General features: G+C 42.3%; 12 protein-coding genes and 2 tRNA genes. 5 read left to right on the forward strand and 9 right to left on the reverse strand.

Annotated elements, in window-relative coordinates:
- Positions 1-9: 9 nt before the first annotated feature.
- The 4 genes from CHX27_RS04870 to CHX27_RS15510 form a co-directional block, all read right to left on the reverse strand.
- Positions 10-387: a hypothetical protein gene (locus tag CHX27_RS04870; RefSeq protein WP_094485642.1), complete on the reverse strand. Its 378-nt coding sequence runs from the start codon at positions 385-387 to the stop codon at positions 10-12.
- A 115-nt stretch (positions 388-502) separates the two neighbouring features.
- The gene (rimO, locus tag CHX27_RS04875) at positions 503-1,825 is read right to left on the reverse strand and encodes a 30S ribosomal protein S12 methylthiotransferase RimO (RefSeq protein ID WP_094485643.1); all 1,323 of its coding nucleotides are present in this window, start codon (positions 1,823-1,825) and stop codon (positions 503-505) included.
- A gap of 637 nt (positions 1,826-2,462) precedes the next feature.
- A complete protein-coding gene (locus CHX27_RS04880; protein WP_094485644.1) occupies positions 2,463-3,944 on the reverse strand; it encodes an OmpP1/FadL family transporter in 1,482 nt (493 codons plus the stop codon).
- A 46-nt stretch (positions 3,945-3,990) separates the two neighbouring features.
- Positions 3,991-4,941 carry a hypothetical protein gene (locus tag CHX27_RS15510; protein WP_165764441.1) on the reverse strand — a complete coding sequence of 317 codons (951 nt, stop codon included), beginning with the start codon at positions 4,939-4,941 and terminating at the stop codon, positions 3,991-3,993.
- Positions 4,942-5,039: 98 nt separating this feature from the next.
- On the opposite strand from CHX27_RS15510, the gene proS reads away from it, so the two are divergent.
- The 4 genes from proS (at position 5,040) to rpsT (ending at position 7,232) form a co-directional block, all read left to right on the forward strand.
- Entirely contained in the window at positions 5,040-6,518 is a 1,479-nt protein-coding gene (gene proS, locus CHX27_RS04895) for a proline--tRNA ligase (protein ID WP_094485646.1), read from the forward strand.
- A 264-nt stretch (positions 6,519-6,782) separates the two neighbouring features.
- Positions 6,783-6,857, forward strand: a tRNA-Glu gene (locus CHX27_RS04900).
- Positions 6,858-6,875: 18 nt separating this feature from the next.
- Positions 6,876-6,947 (forward strand) — tRNA-Glu (locus CHX27_RS04905).
- A gap of 30 nt (positions 6,948-6,977) precedes the next feature.
- Complete coding sequence (gene rpsT / locus CHX27_RS04910; protein ID WP_094485647.1) at positions 6,978-7,232, forward strand: 30S ribosomal protein S20; 255 nt, start codon at positions 6,978-6,980, stop codon at positions 7,230-7,232.
- 45 nt (positions 7,233-7,277) lie between these two features.
- Here rpsT and CHX27_RS04915 read toward each other — a convergent pair whose 3' ends face one another.
- Both CHX27_RS04915 and CHX27_RS04920 read right to left on the reverse strand, forming a co-directional pair.
- Positions 7,278-7,652 carry a response regulator gene (locus CHX27_RS04915; RefSeq protein ID WP_094485648.1) on the reverse strand — a complete coding sequence of 125 codons (375 nt, stop codon included), beginning with the start codon at positions 7,650-7,652 and terminating at the stop codon, positions 7,278-7,280.
- Complete coding sequence (locus CHX27_RS04920) at positions 7,652-9,373, reverse strand: sensor histidine kinase (RefSeq protein WP_094485649.1); 1,722 nt, start codon at positions 9,371-9,373, stop codon at positions 7,652-7,654. The genes CHX27_RS04915 and CHX27_RS04920 overlap by 1 nt, the downstream gene beginning before the upstream one ends.
- Positions 9,374-9,537: 164 nt before the next feature.
- On the opposite strand from CHX27_RS04920, the gene typA reads away from it, so the two are divergent.
- Entirely contained in the window at positions 9,538-11,334 is a 1,797-nt protein-coding gene (gene typA / locus CHX27_RS04925; RefSeq protein ID WP_094485650.1) for a translational GTPase TypA, read from the forward strand.
- Between the two features lie 529 nt (positions 11,335-11,863).
- Here typA and CHX27_RS04930 read toward each other — a convergent pair.
- The 3 genes from CHX27_RS04930 to CHX27_RS04940 form a co-directional block, all read right to left on the reverse strand.
- A complete protein-coding gene (locus CHX27_RS04930; RefSeq protein ID WP_094485651.1) occupies positions 11,864-12,817 on the reverse strand; it encodes a transketolase family protein in 954 nt (317 codons plus the stop codon).
- 1 nt (position 12,818) lies between these two features.
- The gene (locus CHX27_RS04935) at positions 12,819-13,670 is read right to left on the reverse strand and encodes a transketolase (protein WP_094485652.1); all 852 of its coding nucleotides are present in this window, start codon (positions 13,668-13,670) and stop codon (positions 12,819-12,821) included.
- Positions 13,671-13,805: 135 nt separating this feature from the next.
- Entirely contained in the window at positions 13,806-14,870 is a 1,065-nt protein-coding gene (locus tag CHX27_RS04940; protein ID WP_094485653.1) for a WD40/YVTN/BNR-like repeat-containing protein, read from the reverse strand.
- Positions 14,871-15,081 lie beyond the last annotated feature (211 nt).

Consider the following 15,081-nt stretch of genomic DNA (forward strand, 5'->3'; position numbering starts at 1 on the left):
AGCTGGAAATTAATTTAATACAATTTTTGTCGTGTACTTAGGTATTTTCGTTAAAGCTCGTAAGTCGAGCGTCTCTGCATTAACGTTGGTTAAAATAAGTGTTTCTAGATTGCTGAAGTTTTCGATTCCACGCAATGAAATTGGATTTTCATTGAGATTTTTTAGCTGTATGTTGTTTATTTGTTCAACTTCTGATCTTTGAAGAATCCCATCGCTATTCAAGTCGATGTTCTTTAGTTTCGAAGAATTCGAATGGATTGACGTGGTTTGATTGATTAAGTAATCGTAGAAGCGTTCGTCGAAGTCGGTCGCTTTTAATTCACTTTGACCAAATCCGTCCAAGCTAAATAAGCAAAGTGTGAGAATTGTTTTTATAAAGAGTCGCATCAAAACAAAATTAGTTGGTAAAACAACGTACTAAAAGTAAGCGTTTTTGCTGACGTGTCTTTGTTTTGAAGCAGGACAATTACCTGAAACTTATCGAAAAATTCTGAATCGAGAGTTAATTCTTACTTACTGGAACGCCGTATAAATCGAAATCGGCAGCATCGATTATTTCAATATCGGCAAATTCGCCGATTTTCAGATAATGTGCGCTGGCGTCGATTAGAACTTCATTATCCACATCCGGACTATCGAATTCCGTGCGTCCTACAAAATAGCCGCCTTCCTTACGATCAATCACGCAACGAAACGTTTTACCAACTTTTTGCTGATTCAATTCCCAGGAAATCTCCGATTGAATGTCCATGATTTCTGCGGCACGTGCTTTTTTAACTTCGTCTGGAACGTCGTCTTCGTATTTGAATGCATGAGTGTCTTCTTCGTGCGAGTAGGTGAAACAGCCTAAACGGTCGAAACGCATGTTGCGTACAAAGTTCTTCAAGCATTCAAAATCGGCTTCCGTTTCGCCCGGATAACCTACAATGAGTGTGGTTCGTATGGCCATTTCAGGAACCCGCGCGCGAAATTTTTTCAACAAAGCCGTGGTTTTAGCTTCGGTAGTGCCGCGACGCATCGATTTTAAAATCGGATCAGAAATGTGTTGTAACGGAATATCGATATAATTACAAATTTTTGGTTCGACTTTCATCAAATCGAGAACTTCCATCGGAAAACCGGTAGGGAAGGCGTAGTGTAGTCGAATCCATTCAATGCCTTCTACTTCGACCAATGCCTGTAAAAGCTCGGCTAAGGTGCGTTTTCCGTATAAATCTAAACCGTAGTACGTTAAATCTTGAGCGATTAAAATGAGTTCTTTAACGCCGTTTTTAGCGAGCGATTTTGTTTCGGCAACAAGTTTTTCAATAGGTTGCGATTTGTGTTTTCCGCGCATCAGCGGAATGGCACAAAAGCTGCAAGGACGATCGCAGCCTTCGGCAATTTTCAAATATGCGTAATTTTTAGGTGTCGTGGTAAGTCGCTCGCCCAAAAGCTCGTGCTTATAATCGGCGCCCAAAGCTTTTAGCAACAACGGCAAGTCGGTTGTGCCAAAAAACGCATCGATGTTAGGTATTTCTTTTTCCAAATCGGGTCGGTAGCGTTCCGACAAACAACCTGTTACAAATACTTTATCTACTTCGCCACGATCTTTCTTTTCGGCGTACTCCAATATGGTGTTAACTGATTCTGCCTTCGCATTATCAATAAAACCGCAGGTATTAATTACGATAATATTTCCCTCTCGATCTCGTGGTGCTTCGTGTTCAACGTCTTTACCCGACGCTTTCAATTGCGTCATCAAAACTTCGCTATCGTACACATTTTTAGAGCACCCCAGCGTAATCACGTTGATTTTATTCTTCTTTAAACTTTTTGTTCTCAAGGTTTCGAAATTGGACTGCAAAAGTACTTCATTTGTTAGAATCTGCCATTCAAATGCCCGAATTTGTGGCAGTCTCTTTTGGTAATTTGTAGTTGGTCTGCCATAGGAACGGAGGTTGTGAAGAAGGTAAGGGGTCTTAGAGCTAATCGTTGTTCCTTCGCAGACCAGTCTGTTAGGGTTTTTCTGTAAAATAACGTATTTGAGGGAGAAATAGATAGGGGAATGTAGAAATTATTGGGTGTCATTTTTTTTTTTTTTCTTATAATATTGTTTATCAGTATTTTATAAGAGGTAATATTGCAATATTACAAATTAAAAAAGGTAAAGCCATGAATATGAATTTGTTGCTGCATTTTTCATAGTAGCTGTTACTTTAACGGGAGCGAACTCTGTTGCAAAGTATAGGACATAAAAAAAGCCACACAGAAGTGCGGCTTAAAGAATTTTGTAGTTTGTGTTTTTACAGNGGTAATATTGCAATATTACAAATTAAAAAAGGTAAAGCCATGAATATGAATTTGTTGCTGCATTTTTCATAGTAGCTGTTACTTTAACGGGAGCGAACTCTGTTGCAAAGTATAGGACATAAAAAAAGCCACACAGAAGTGCGGCTTAAAGAATTTTGTAGTTTGTGTTTTTACAGTGCAAATACGCAGCTGACCGACACATTGTTGTTTTTTAAACGGTATTGTGCTGGGCTGGTGAGTCCTTGTTCGAAAAATCCTGTAGCTGCTTCTCGGCGCATAAGCGTGTAGGCTACATCGATACGAAAATGTCTGAAGTTGTAACCCAAACCGCCCGAATACATAGTTACGTCGCCAAGAGTTCGGCTGTCTTTGTACGGACTTTCTTCCAATCTGTAACCTGCGCGAATCGACCATTGTTTTATGTTAAATTCACCACCAGCTCGATATTCATTAGCAGCAGTCAAAAGCTGCTCGATATTCTGGTTTTGCTGGTCGAAAAATAGGGAAGAGGTTGTAAAAGTTGAATTTCCATAATCTTTTCTGCCGTAATCAAAGCTAAGCGAACCGTGTTTTCCAAAAACATATGCAGCACTCAATCCGAGTCGTGAAGGTGTTCGTAGTCGATACACGGGATAAATGATAGTAACGTTTGGATCAGCAAAAAATCCGCCTTGTTCGTCTGTGGTTACTCGCAACGTCTGACGGTTTTCGTCGGTTAGACGCAACCAAGTTGGAGATTGATAGCTAGCACCTAGTCTGAAGTTTTCCGTCACCTTTCCGATGGCTCCTACTTGAAAAGAAAATCCGTTGCCGTAAGTATACAACTCATTGATAAAGTTCACGTTTTGAACTCCATCACTGTTGTCGTGGCCAGGTGAGTTGCGGTAATCTTCGTAGAAAGACGTCCTGCGTGTGTAATCGGTAAAATGTGTATTTAAATTTAAACCAAAATAAAGACGGTCTTTGTATGAGGTTGCTATATTGAAAGACAATTTTCCGTTTAAACCGTTTGAAAGAACTGTATTTCTTTGAAAATAATTACTTTGACCGCTAAGTGTGCTTACGTAAGTGTTTGTTGTGTTTGGTTCGATGATTAGTCCATCCAAGCCTAACCTAGCCTGTTGTTCTTGATACGTCAGATCTAAGAAGTTGTTGTTGGCAATAATTCCGAACGGAATACCTTGGGCAAAGTCTAAGAAATAGCTATCGATAGACGTTGTTGGATTCGTACCAACGGCGGTTTGTGCGTTTAAAAAATTGTTTTGGTTTTCGTAATTGATGGCCAGAGAAAACGATTTCCAGTCGCTTTTTCCACTCTTATCCGTAAATACCCAAACAGCTCCTGCTTGGTTTAAATCTATGGTGCTGTCGGAGTTTTTAGCATTGGTTCCGAAATACACACTTTTCGCGGAAGAGTTCACGCTACTCAATGTTGCTGCACCTTGATTGTACGTAAACAATGCTGAACCTGCGGGATTCAACGACAGAGCCGACATATCGGCACCCAGCGCGCCAAAGGCTCCTCCCATGGCACGAAAGCGTGCAGTTCCATTGGTATTGTCTAAGCCGTAGAGTAAAGCATCAGTAACTGATTGTGCTTGAATGGAGCACGTTAATAGAAGTCCACTCGCGCAAAGCAGAATTTTTTTCATGATTGATGATTTAAGCGTTTTTATTGAAAAATTCTTTTACCGGGTCTTATCTTCGACCTCCGCCACCGCCGCGACTTCCACCGCCACCGCCGCCCATGCGTCCGCCGCCGCCACCTGCTGGAGAATAGCTTCTGCTAGGCGAATAGCTTCGGGTAGAGCTACTATTTCTGGTGCTCGAGCTTGATGAACGCGATGGTGTGTATGAATTATTTCGACCGCCCGTATTGTAGCTGGCGTTATTTCGCGTGCTACTGTTTCGGCCTGAGTAGTTGTAGTCAGAATTTCGTCCGCTGTTTCGATTGCTAAAGCTATTTCTGGTCGTTCCTCTATTTGAGTAGAGAGAATTTCTTCCATTTCCGCGGTAAGAAGATTCGTATCTGCCGCGATTTCCATAGCTATTTCTGCCGCCGATACCATTTGCATAATAAGAGCCACGTCGTCCGTAACCTACAGCGTAGTTACCCCAATTGTTCCAGCCCCAGCCGCCGCCCCAGCCTGGACCATACCAAGAGTTCCAACCCCAGCCATAGCCAAGACCCCAGCCCCAACCAGGTCCGTACCAAGAGTTCCAACCCCAGCCAAGTCCCCAGCCCCAACCAGGTCCCCAAGCCCAGCTGTTCCAGCCCGGTCCCCAGCCCCAGCCGGCGTTCCAACCAAGACCCCAGCCCCAGTTATCCCAGCCGTTATCGTAAATGTTGACAACCGTAGTGCCCGAGTTTTCACCCCAGCCGGCATTTCCCGACGGACGCTCCTGCACTTGTGTTGAATCTTGATTCATCTGGGCGATAGTCGTTTCTATCTCTTCCCGGCGTGCACCGAAATAGCTTTTATACGGACTTCCAGTTGTCGAACTAGTTGTCGTATTTGAATTGTTCGCGTACTCTTTCTCGTAATAGGAAGTGCTCTGATAACTACCGCAACTGTTTAGAGTTACTAGACTGATGAGCGACATGATGCAAAAGGTAAGAGACGACCGAAATATTTTATTCGTTTTCATATCCAATGGATTTATTGTCTGACTATACAAATTTACTTAGTTTTGCCCGACCTTTTAGTTAAAGAAAATCAAACAATTTTTATGCCAAATTACAGGCTATGAGCAAGAACCTTACAAGCAGAACGCAAGATTATTCAAAATGGTATAATGAGCTAGTCGTAAAAGCCGATTTAGCAGAAAATTCGGGAGTTCGCGGATGTATGGTTATCAAGCCGTATGGCTACGCTATTTGGGAAAAAATGCAGCAGGAGCTCGATCGTTTGTTTAAAGAAACGGGGCACTCTAATGCCTATTTCCCGCTGTTTGTGCCTAAAAGTATGTTTGAGGCCGAGGAAACCAATGCCGAAGGTTTTGCAAAAGAGTGTGCCATCGTAACGCATTACCGTTTGAAAAACGATCCCGATCAAAAAGGAAAACTTATCGTTGATCCCAATGCTAAGCTTGAAGAAGAACTCATCGTTCGTCCAACCAGCGAGGCAATTATTTGGTCGACCTATAAAAACTGGATTCAGTCGTACCGCGATTTGCCACTCCTTATTAATCAATGGGCAAATGTGGTTCGTTGGGAAATGCGTACGCGACTTTTTCTTAGAACTGCCGAGTTTCTCTGGCAGGAAGGACATACCGCACATGCTACACGAGAGGAAGCAATTGAAGAATCAGAAAAAATGATGCATGTGTACGCCGATTTTGCGGAACGCTTTATGGCGATTCCCGTTATAAAAGGACTAAAATCGCCGAGTGAACGATTTGCTGGTGCCGAAGAAACTTATTGTATTGAAGCACTGATGCAAGACGGCAAAGCTTTACAAGCAGGGACATCGCACTTTTTGGGTCAGAATTTTGCTAAAGCTTTCGATGTGAAGTTTGCAGGACAAGACGGAAAGTTAGATTACGTTTGGGGAACATCTTGGGGTGTGAGTACGCGTTTAATGGGTGCTTTAGTGATGACGCATTCCGACGATAACGGCTTGGTGCTACCACCAAATTTGGCGCCAATCCAGGTGGTCATCGTTCCTATTTATAAGTCTGATGAAGAATATGCTGCCGTTTCTGCGAAAGCAAATGAAATTTCAGATCAATTAAAGAGATTCGGGATACGCGTGAAATTCGACAACCGAACTACGCACAAACCCGGATTTAAATTCAACGAGTACGAGCTCAAAGGAGTTCCGTTGCGTATTGCGATCGGACCTAAGGATCTTGAGAACGGAACTGTGGAATTAGCACGACGAGATACTTTGACTAAGGAAGTTGCTGCCGTGGATGGCATCGCTACTTTAGTGGTTGATTTATTAGAACAAATTCAACAAACACTTTTTCAAAAAGCAGAGTCGTTCCGAAACGAGCACATAACGGCTGTTGATTCTTACAGTGAATTTAAAGAATTGTTAGAAACCAAAGGTGGTTTTTTTGCGGCACATTGGGATGGAACTGCCGAAACTGAAGAGCGTATTAAAGACGAAACAAAAGCAACTATTCGTTGTATTCCGCTCGATCGTACTCTAGAAGCAGGAACCTGTATGTATAGCGGAAAACCATCGATCGGACGTGTTTTGTTTGCAAAAGCATACTAAAAGGCGTTTTTAAATACGTGTTCGTTGCCTTAAGGTTGGTTTTTTAAGTGTTTTATTTAGGCTTTGAAAGCAAGTTAAGTCGTTTTTTTGTTGTGGAATAGTGATTTCTCAGGTTTTCAAGTCTTTACAATCGATACGTAATCAAGATGTTAACGAACATCGGTGTGTTTTTTGAAATTTAACCAACAGTTCTGCGAAAAAAATATAGCTCACTATTGCGCGAATAAAAATTAGTTGTATTTTTGCAACCGCATTCAGCGAAATGGCCCGTTCGTCTATCGGTTAGGACGCCAGGTTTTCATCCTGGTAAGGGGGGTTCGATTCCCCCACGGGCTACCAAATTTTGAAAAAACAATTGGTCCGTTCGTCTAGGGGTTAGGACGCCAGGTTTTCATCCTGGTAACAGGGGTTCGATTCCCCTACGGACTACAAATTAAGAATTAAAGAACAAGTATAGCGATGGCAAATCATAAATCGGCCTTAAAGAGAATCAGAAGCAACGAGAAAAAACGCGTGCTTAACAGATATCAACACAAAACAACTCGTAACGCAATCAAAGCTTTACGCCTAACCACTGTGAAGTCGGAAGCTGCAGCGAAATTGTCTGCTGTGATTTCGATGATCGACAAGTTAGCGAAGAAAAATGTTATTCACGATAACAAAGCTTCGAACTTAAAAAGTAAATTAACTAAGCACGTAGCTAAATTAGCGTAACGACTTACTCAATATATAGTGAAAGCCGCTCTTGTAGCGGCTTTTTTATTGCATTAATTTTTCGACAGCATCTTTAGAAAGAGGTTTTTCTAGAAATGCAATGACCTGAGAATAGAGTTTTGCTCGTTGCTGGTCTTCGGGGTCGACACTCGAACTCAACAAAACAATCTTTACCGATTGCAAGCTGTCATCTGCACCCATTTGCTGAACTATTTCCCAGCCGTCATACAATGGCATATTCAAATCAAGAAAAACAAATTGATTTTTCTTGTCGGATGTCAATGACGATCTCAAGACTTGCAAGGCTTCAATTCCATCTGTGAAAGTTTGGACCTTAATATTCGGAATTTTCTTAAGAACCAAGCCTGCTACCATAAGCGCAATAGGATCGTCATCAATAACAGTAACGTACTTTTCCATCACAGTTTTCTTTGAAAATCAATCATAAAAGTAGTGCCGCAGCCCACGGATGAGGCAATTTCAATGCGTCCACCCATGCTTTCTACCTGCGATTTCACCAAATACAAGCCGAGTCCTTTACTGTCGGGTAAATTATGGAAACGCTGATACAGACCAAAGACTTTAGAACCGTGTTTTTCTAAATCGATTCCCAAACCGTTATCGGCAAAACTCAGACGATCGAACTGCTCTTCCCGACGTAGTGAAACTACAATTTTCAACGGACGTTTCTTGTTTCGATATTTCACTGCATTGGTTAACAAGTTGAGTAAGATGCTCTCAAAATACGCACGATTTACATACAGCTCGACTTCCGGTTCGAAGTTAAGCTCCATATTCACTTCTGAGATATTGATCAGGTTGTCAATTTGCATTTTAACCCGATTTAATGACTCGAGTGGATCGATAAGTTGTTTTTCAATCGACGGATTGTCGCGAATTATTACCACTTTCCCTAAATCATTAACGGTTTCTTGCAATAAATGCGTTGATTTTGAAAAGCCTTCAACGATCAATTTTACCGTTTCATTATCAATTTGCTCTTCCTCAAGAAGTTGAAGCAAGCCGATTAAATTCGAGATGGGTGCTCTTAAGTTGTGCGAAGTGATATACGAGAACTGTCGTAAATCTTTGTTGTTTTGCGAAAGTTCTCTAATAAGCTGCTCGCGTTCTTTTTCCTGTTCTTTTTGCTTGCTTACGTCACGCTGAATGGAAATCCAATGTGTGTGCTCTCCTTCATTATCAAAGACAGGTACGAAAGAAAACCGAACCCAAAATCGTGCACCATCCTTACGCGCACTTTTAAGCTCCATTTCAGCAGTTTTCTTTTGTGCGATGGCTAAAACCAACTCGTCGAGTAAGGTTCGGTTCTCTTCCAAGTCGTACAATTGATACGGACTCATTTGCAGCAACTCCAATTCGTCGAAACCGGTCATGTTTGCAAAGGCCTTGTTGACGAAAACAATCTGTGGAATCGGAAATTTCGAATTATCGGCATCGGTAATTAAAATCGAATCTAAAGTATTGGTAATTACGGTTTCCAGTAATTTCAGTCGGCGTTCTTCTTTCTTTAATCGAGTCACGTCTTGCATGGCACCGATCATACGCACTGGGCGTGCATCCGGACCAAAAACCAAAAAACCTCGGTCGAGCACGTACCTGTAACTACCATCTTTGCGCAGAAAACGATATTCTGCTTGCCAATTCTGACTCTTTTGTGCTAGAAAAGCATATAAATTCACAGAAATACGCATCGAATCTTGCGGATGAATTTTACTGAACCACCACGACGAGTTGTTTTCAATATCATCGGCTCCATAGCCAAATATTTCGAAAATTCCCTTGTTCCACTCGAAGTGATCGGTCGGTATATTCCAGTCCCAAATGGTATCCGAAGTTGCTTTTGCTACAATATCGTAGCGCTCATTTGCTTGCTTTATCGCTTTGGTGCGCTCTTCAAGACTGCGTAATGTATCTCGGTTTCGCTGATCGTTTTTGATAATAAAATACCGTAAAACGAAAGCGGTTAGTATTATGAAAACTAAATCTCGAGCAATATGAAGGTACAGATGGTCAAAAGTATCCGAGGAAAAAGCAGCATCCATAGTAACCACAGAAACTATCGCTACAAAGGCTGCAACCAAAACAAATACTACAGTAATTTTATTAGCATTGCTTTTCATTACTCAAATATATCGAATTAACCTACATTCTTGTAGAATAATTCTCATTAATTTAAAACATTCTTTAAAGAATTCGTTACGAAATTCACTTTTCAAACTAAGTTTTAGACAATTATATTTATCGCTAAATAAAGTGTACCTTTGCGCCGTCAAAATCAGACCACATGAGCGCTATTAGAAACATTGCAATTATTGCACACGTTGACCACGGTAAAACAACCCTAGTCGACAAAATTATGTTCCATTGTCAACTGTTCCGTGAAAACGAGAATACTGGAGATTTAATCCTCGATAACAACGACTTGGAACGCGAGCGCGGAATTACCATTACCTCTAAAAACGTTTCGGTAAATTATAAAGGAACTAAAATTAACATCATCGATACGCCAGGTCACGCCGATTTCGGTGGAGAAGTAGAGCGTGTCTTGAATATGGCCGACGGCGTTTGTTTACTCGTCGATGCTTTCGAAGGTCCGATGCCACAAACGCGTTTCGTACTTCAAAAAGCAATCGATCTAGGTTTGAAACCTTGTGTGGTTATCAATAAAGTCGACAAAGAAAATTGTACACCAGAAGAAGTACACGAAAAAGTATTCGACCTAATGTTCGAACTCGGTGCTACCGAAGAACAGCTCGATTTCCCAACTGTTTACGGTTCGGCGAAAAACAATTGGATGTCGACCGATTGGCAAAATCAAACTCAAAACATCGAGCCTTTACTAGATATGGTTATAGAGCACGTTCCAGCGCCAAAAGTAAGCGAAGGAACACCGCAAATGCTCATCACTTCACTGGATTTCTCTTCGTTTACCGGTCGTATTGCTATCGGACGTTTAGAGCGTGGCGTTTTAAAAGAAGGAATGCCAATTTCGTTGGTAAAGCGCGACGGTAGTGTGTTGAAATCGCGTATCAAAGAACTTCACACGTTCGAAGGTCTTGGTCGTAAAAAAGTTAGCGAAGTTAATGCAGGTGATATTTGTGCCGTTGTAGGTATCGAAGGATTTGAGATTGGCGACACAATTGCCGATTTTGAGAATCCGGAAGCGCTTGAAACGATTGCTATCGATGAGCCAACAATGAGTATGTTATTTACCATTAACGACTCGCCGTTCTTCGGAAAAGAAGGAAAGTTCGTGACATCACGACACATCAAGGAGCGTTTAAGCAAAGAGTTAGAGAAAAACTTGGCACTTCGTGTGAATGAAACCGACTCGGCAGATAAATTTATGGTTTTCGGACGTGGTGTATTGCACCTTTCGGTTTTGATTGAAACCATGCGTCGTGAAGGATATGAGTTGCAAATTGGTCAGCCTCAAGTTATTATAAAAGAAATTGATGGTGTGAAATGTGAGCCAATCGAAGAGTTAACGATCGACTTACCGGAGCACGTATCGGGTCGCGCGGTCGAATTTGTAACCATCCGTAAAGGTGAAATGCTAAGTATGGAAGGTCGTGGCGATCGAATGATCATCAAATTCAACATTCCATCGCGCGGAATCATCGGTTTGCGTAACCAATTACTTACGGCAACTGCCGGAGAAGCAATTATGGCGCACCGTTTTGTAAGCTACGAACCTTACCGCGGAGAAATTGCTGGACGTATCAACGGTTCGTTGATTTCTATGGAAAACGGTAAAGCAATTCCGTATTCAATTAATAAACTTCAGGATCGTGGAAAATTCTTTGTAGATCCAAACGAAGATGTGTATGAAGGTCAGGTGATTGGCGAGAATTCTCGCGGCGATGATATGGTAGTGAACATCACCAAAACAAAACAGCTTACCAACTTCCGCTCTGCTGGTGCCGATGATAAGACGCGTATCACACCTGCAATTAAGTTCTCATTAGAAGAAGCTCTCGAATACATTCAAAAAGACGAGTATGTGGAGGTAACTCCGAAATCGATTCGCTTGCGTAAAATTTACCTGAACGAAAACGATCGAAAGCGTTATAAAATCTAAATCCCAAAAGCTGTTTCTTCGGAAGCAGCTTTTTTTTGATACAAGCTCCTGGTCTCGGTTTTAGCTACATCGGCTTTTAAACGAATGAGTTGCGAGGGCAATTTTTTTTTGGGTGTTTCCTGCGCCTAAAATTAGCTGTAATCAACGTTTCGTTGCGCGCACAGGCCACGCCATTCGCTGCCCTCGATAGCTGTAGGGTTACTGCTCGGCAACTGCCGCTCGCAGCTGGATTTTCGCTGCTGTCGTTAACACAAAATAGTGCGCTTAATATATGTAAAGAAGAAACTATCCACTCTGCGAAAGTCGTCGATACACACATAGTTTGTTAGCATTGTTTTTCGGTAACGATTGCCCGCAGCCGCGACTGCAACGGAAAGCGCGCAAAGAAAAAGCCGCAACAGCCTTTGGCTTTTTTGTGGCGACCAACGGAAGCCCAAAAACGACGTAAGGATGTGCGACTTTTTATTCCCGATAGCTATCGGGATGAAAAGCAAGGCGCGAAATGCTGCCCTAAAAATGCAACTTAAACTTATTTTCTTGCGATAACTTTTTTGGCTTTTGCCACAATCGATGCGGCGTTTAAACCGTACTTTTCCATCAATTGTTCGGGTGTGCCGCTTTCGCCAAAGCTGTCGTTTACCGCTACAAATTCTTGCGGACGTGGGTTATTCAATGCCAAAACGCGCGAAACGCTTTCGCCCAAACCACCTAAAAAGTTGTGCTCTTCGGCAGTAACTATGCAGCCTGTTTTTGCAACCGATTGCAAGATGGCTTCTTCGTCTAACGGCTTGATCGTGTGGATGTTCAACACATCTGCCGAAATTCCTTCTGCTTCGAGGGCTTCGGCGGCTAAAAGCGCTTCCCAAACCAAATGTCCGGTTGCTACAATTGTAACGTCGGTTCCTTCTTGCAAATGCACGGCCTTTCCAATTACAAAAGCCTCATCAGCAGGCATAAAATTCGGAACCACTGGGCGCCCGAAACGCAAATAAACCGGTCCGTGGTGGTCGGCAATGGCCAAAGTAGCCGCTTTCGTTTGGTTGTAATCGCAGGTATTGATGACAGTCATGCCCGGAAGCATTTTCATCAGTCCAATATCTTCTAAAATCTGGTGAGTTGCGCCGTCTTCGCCCAGCGTTAAACCGGCGTGCGAGGCACATATTTTCACATTCTTATCTGAATAGGCTACCGACTGACGAATTTGATCGTACACGCGTCCGGTAGAAAAGTTTGCAAAAGTTCCCGTAAACGGAATTTTACCACCAATAGTTAAACCGGCCGCAATACCAATCATATTCGCTTCAGCTATACCTACTTGAAAAAAGCGGTCGGGATGATTCTTTTTAAAATCGTCCATTTTTAACGAACCAATTAAGTCGGCACAAAGCGCAACCACATTCGGGTTTTTAAGTCCTAGTTCCGTTAAACCGGCTCCAAATCCTGAGCGCGTGTCTTTACTTCCCGTGTTTGTATATTTTTTCATGCTAGTAATCGGTTTCTTGAGTAGTGGTGTTTTGTGCTAAAGCGGCTTCTAATTGCGCATCGTTTGGTGCTTTTCCGTGCCATGCGTGCGTGTGCATCATGTAATCAACGCCGTGACCCATTTCGGTATGCAATAACACACAAACTGGTTTTCCTTTTCCGGTAAGCGATTTGGCTTCGTTCATGCCGGAAATAATTGCGTCGAGGTTGTTTCCTTCTTTAATTTCGATTAACGTCCAATCGAAGGCTTCGAACTTAGCGCGCAAGCTTCCCATAGCCAATACTTCGTCGGTCGATCCGTCGATTTGCTTTCCGTTTAAATCGATCGTAGCAATTAAGTTGTCAACGTGTTTAGCCGAAGCATACATGATTGCTTCCCAATTCTGACCTTCCTGCAATTCGCCATCGCCGTGAAGCGAGTACACCAATTTGTTGTCGCCGTTTAATTTCTTCGCTTGTGCAGCACCAATGGCTACCGATAAACCTTGCCCTAACGAACCGGAAGCAATTCGTACACCGGGAAGTTTTTCGTGTGTAGTTGGATGTCCTTGCAAACGAGAGTTAATGTGTCGGAACGTGGCTAATTCGGAAACTGGAAAATAGCCCGAACGCGCCAAAACGCTGTAGAACACCGGCGAAATATGTCCGTTTGATAAGAAAAAAATGTCTTCGCCTACGCCATTCATATCGAATGTTTCTTTGCGATCCATAATGTTTTGGTACAGAGCTACGAAAAATTCGGTACAGCCGAGCGATCCGCCGGGATGCCCAGAATTTACCGCGTGTACCATGCGCAGGATGTCGCGTCGAACCTGAATGCATAGGTCTTGGAGTTGTTGTGTGTTTCGCTTCATAAGCTAATTTGAGTTAGAAGCGGCAAAGATAAAAAACTGACTAGCAGAATTGAGAATAATTATTAGGCAGTTGTTCACAGTTTAATGTGCTTTCGCAGAGGAGCATTCGGCCAGCAAAATTCGGTTTACGACCAATTATTCTTCCATCCATTTAAAAACATTCACGCCAATGGCGTAGCCGTACACTTTGTTGGCGCTGTTGCGGTAGATGCGAATTTTTTTACAGGCGCGACCTAGATCGATTTTCGTCCAGGTTTTTCCACCGTCTTTGGTTTCGAAACCGCTGTTCAAGGTTCCAACAAAACCGTGATTGGCATCGATAAATCCAATTCCAAATTCGCGTGCAGCAGCATCTTCAACAAGATTGATTTCCGACCACGTTTCGCCGCCGTCGGTTGTTTTGGCAAGGCGTTGTTGCTTGACGTTTGGATCGGGATTGTACGATTGTATCGTTACGTAACCCACTTCCGGCGTCGGAAATGAAACTTTCCAAGTAGTTTCGAACGGTCGTGCCGATTGGTACACTTTTTTCCAAGATTTGCCCCCGTCGGTTGTTTTCAGAATTACGGCATTAGACTGCGAAACATCGTCGCTGCTGGCAGCACAGGCAAAACCGAGGTTTTTATTCGACATTTTAATATCGAACAGCATTTTGCAATCGTTTTGCAGCGATTTCGATTGCCAAGTTTCTCCACCGTCGTGCGATATAAGCAGGTTTGCTGGGCTTCCGACACGGCCCACAGCAAAAAGATGGTATTTGTAGTCGATGTTTCCGTGATTGATGTATTGTTCTTTAACCACATCGATGGCGCATAATCCTTTCACATACGGTCCTTTATACGAAACGGCTTCCCAAGATGCACCACCGTCGCGGGTTCGATAAAGCGGAATGGTGTCGGTTACGTTTGGAAAATACTCGGTACCCACAGTTCCTACAAAACCCAACTGATCGTCGATAAAAGCCACGGTTCTAAAAAAGCTGCCTTTTTGTTCCCATTGTTTGGTCCATGTTTCGCCGCCGTTATTGGTGTGAAAAACCTTTCCAAATCCGTTTACATACCAGCCGGTATTTTCATTGATGAAGCAAATGTCGTCTTGTTTACCTGCGTATGGTTCGGTGTTGAGTTGCTTCCAGCTTTGTGCGTTTGCGTTCACTAAGAACCCAAAAAACACTAGTAAAAAGGCAATGAGATATCTCATAGTAGATATTTTATTTTTAAAATATTAAATTAATTAATAAAAATGTTAGGTACAATAATTATTTGCTATTTTAGCATATCATATTCAACTATTTATAATGAATATTATACTTTATTAAAGTGATTAAATTATTTAAATAAATACACTGCTCTGCAAACATATTTTCAATCACTACTGTCCGATAAAAACTAAAGTTAGTCATTTTTCGACT

The organism is Flavobacterium aurantiibacter, from assembly GCF_002251775.1.
Lineage (GTDB): Bacteria > Bacteroidota > Bacteroidia > Flavobacteriales > Flavobacteriaceae > Flavobacterium > Flavobacterium aurantiibacter.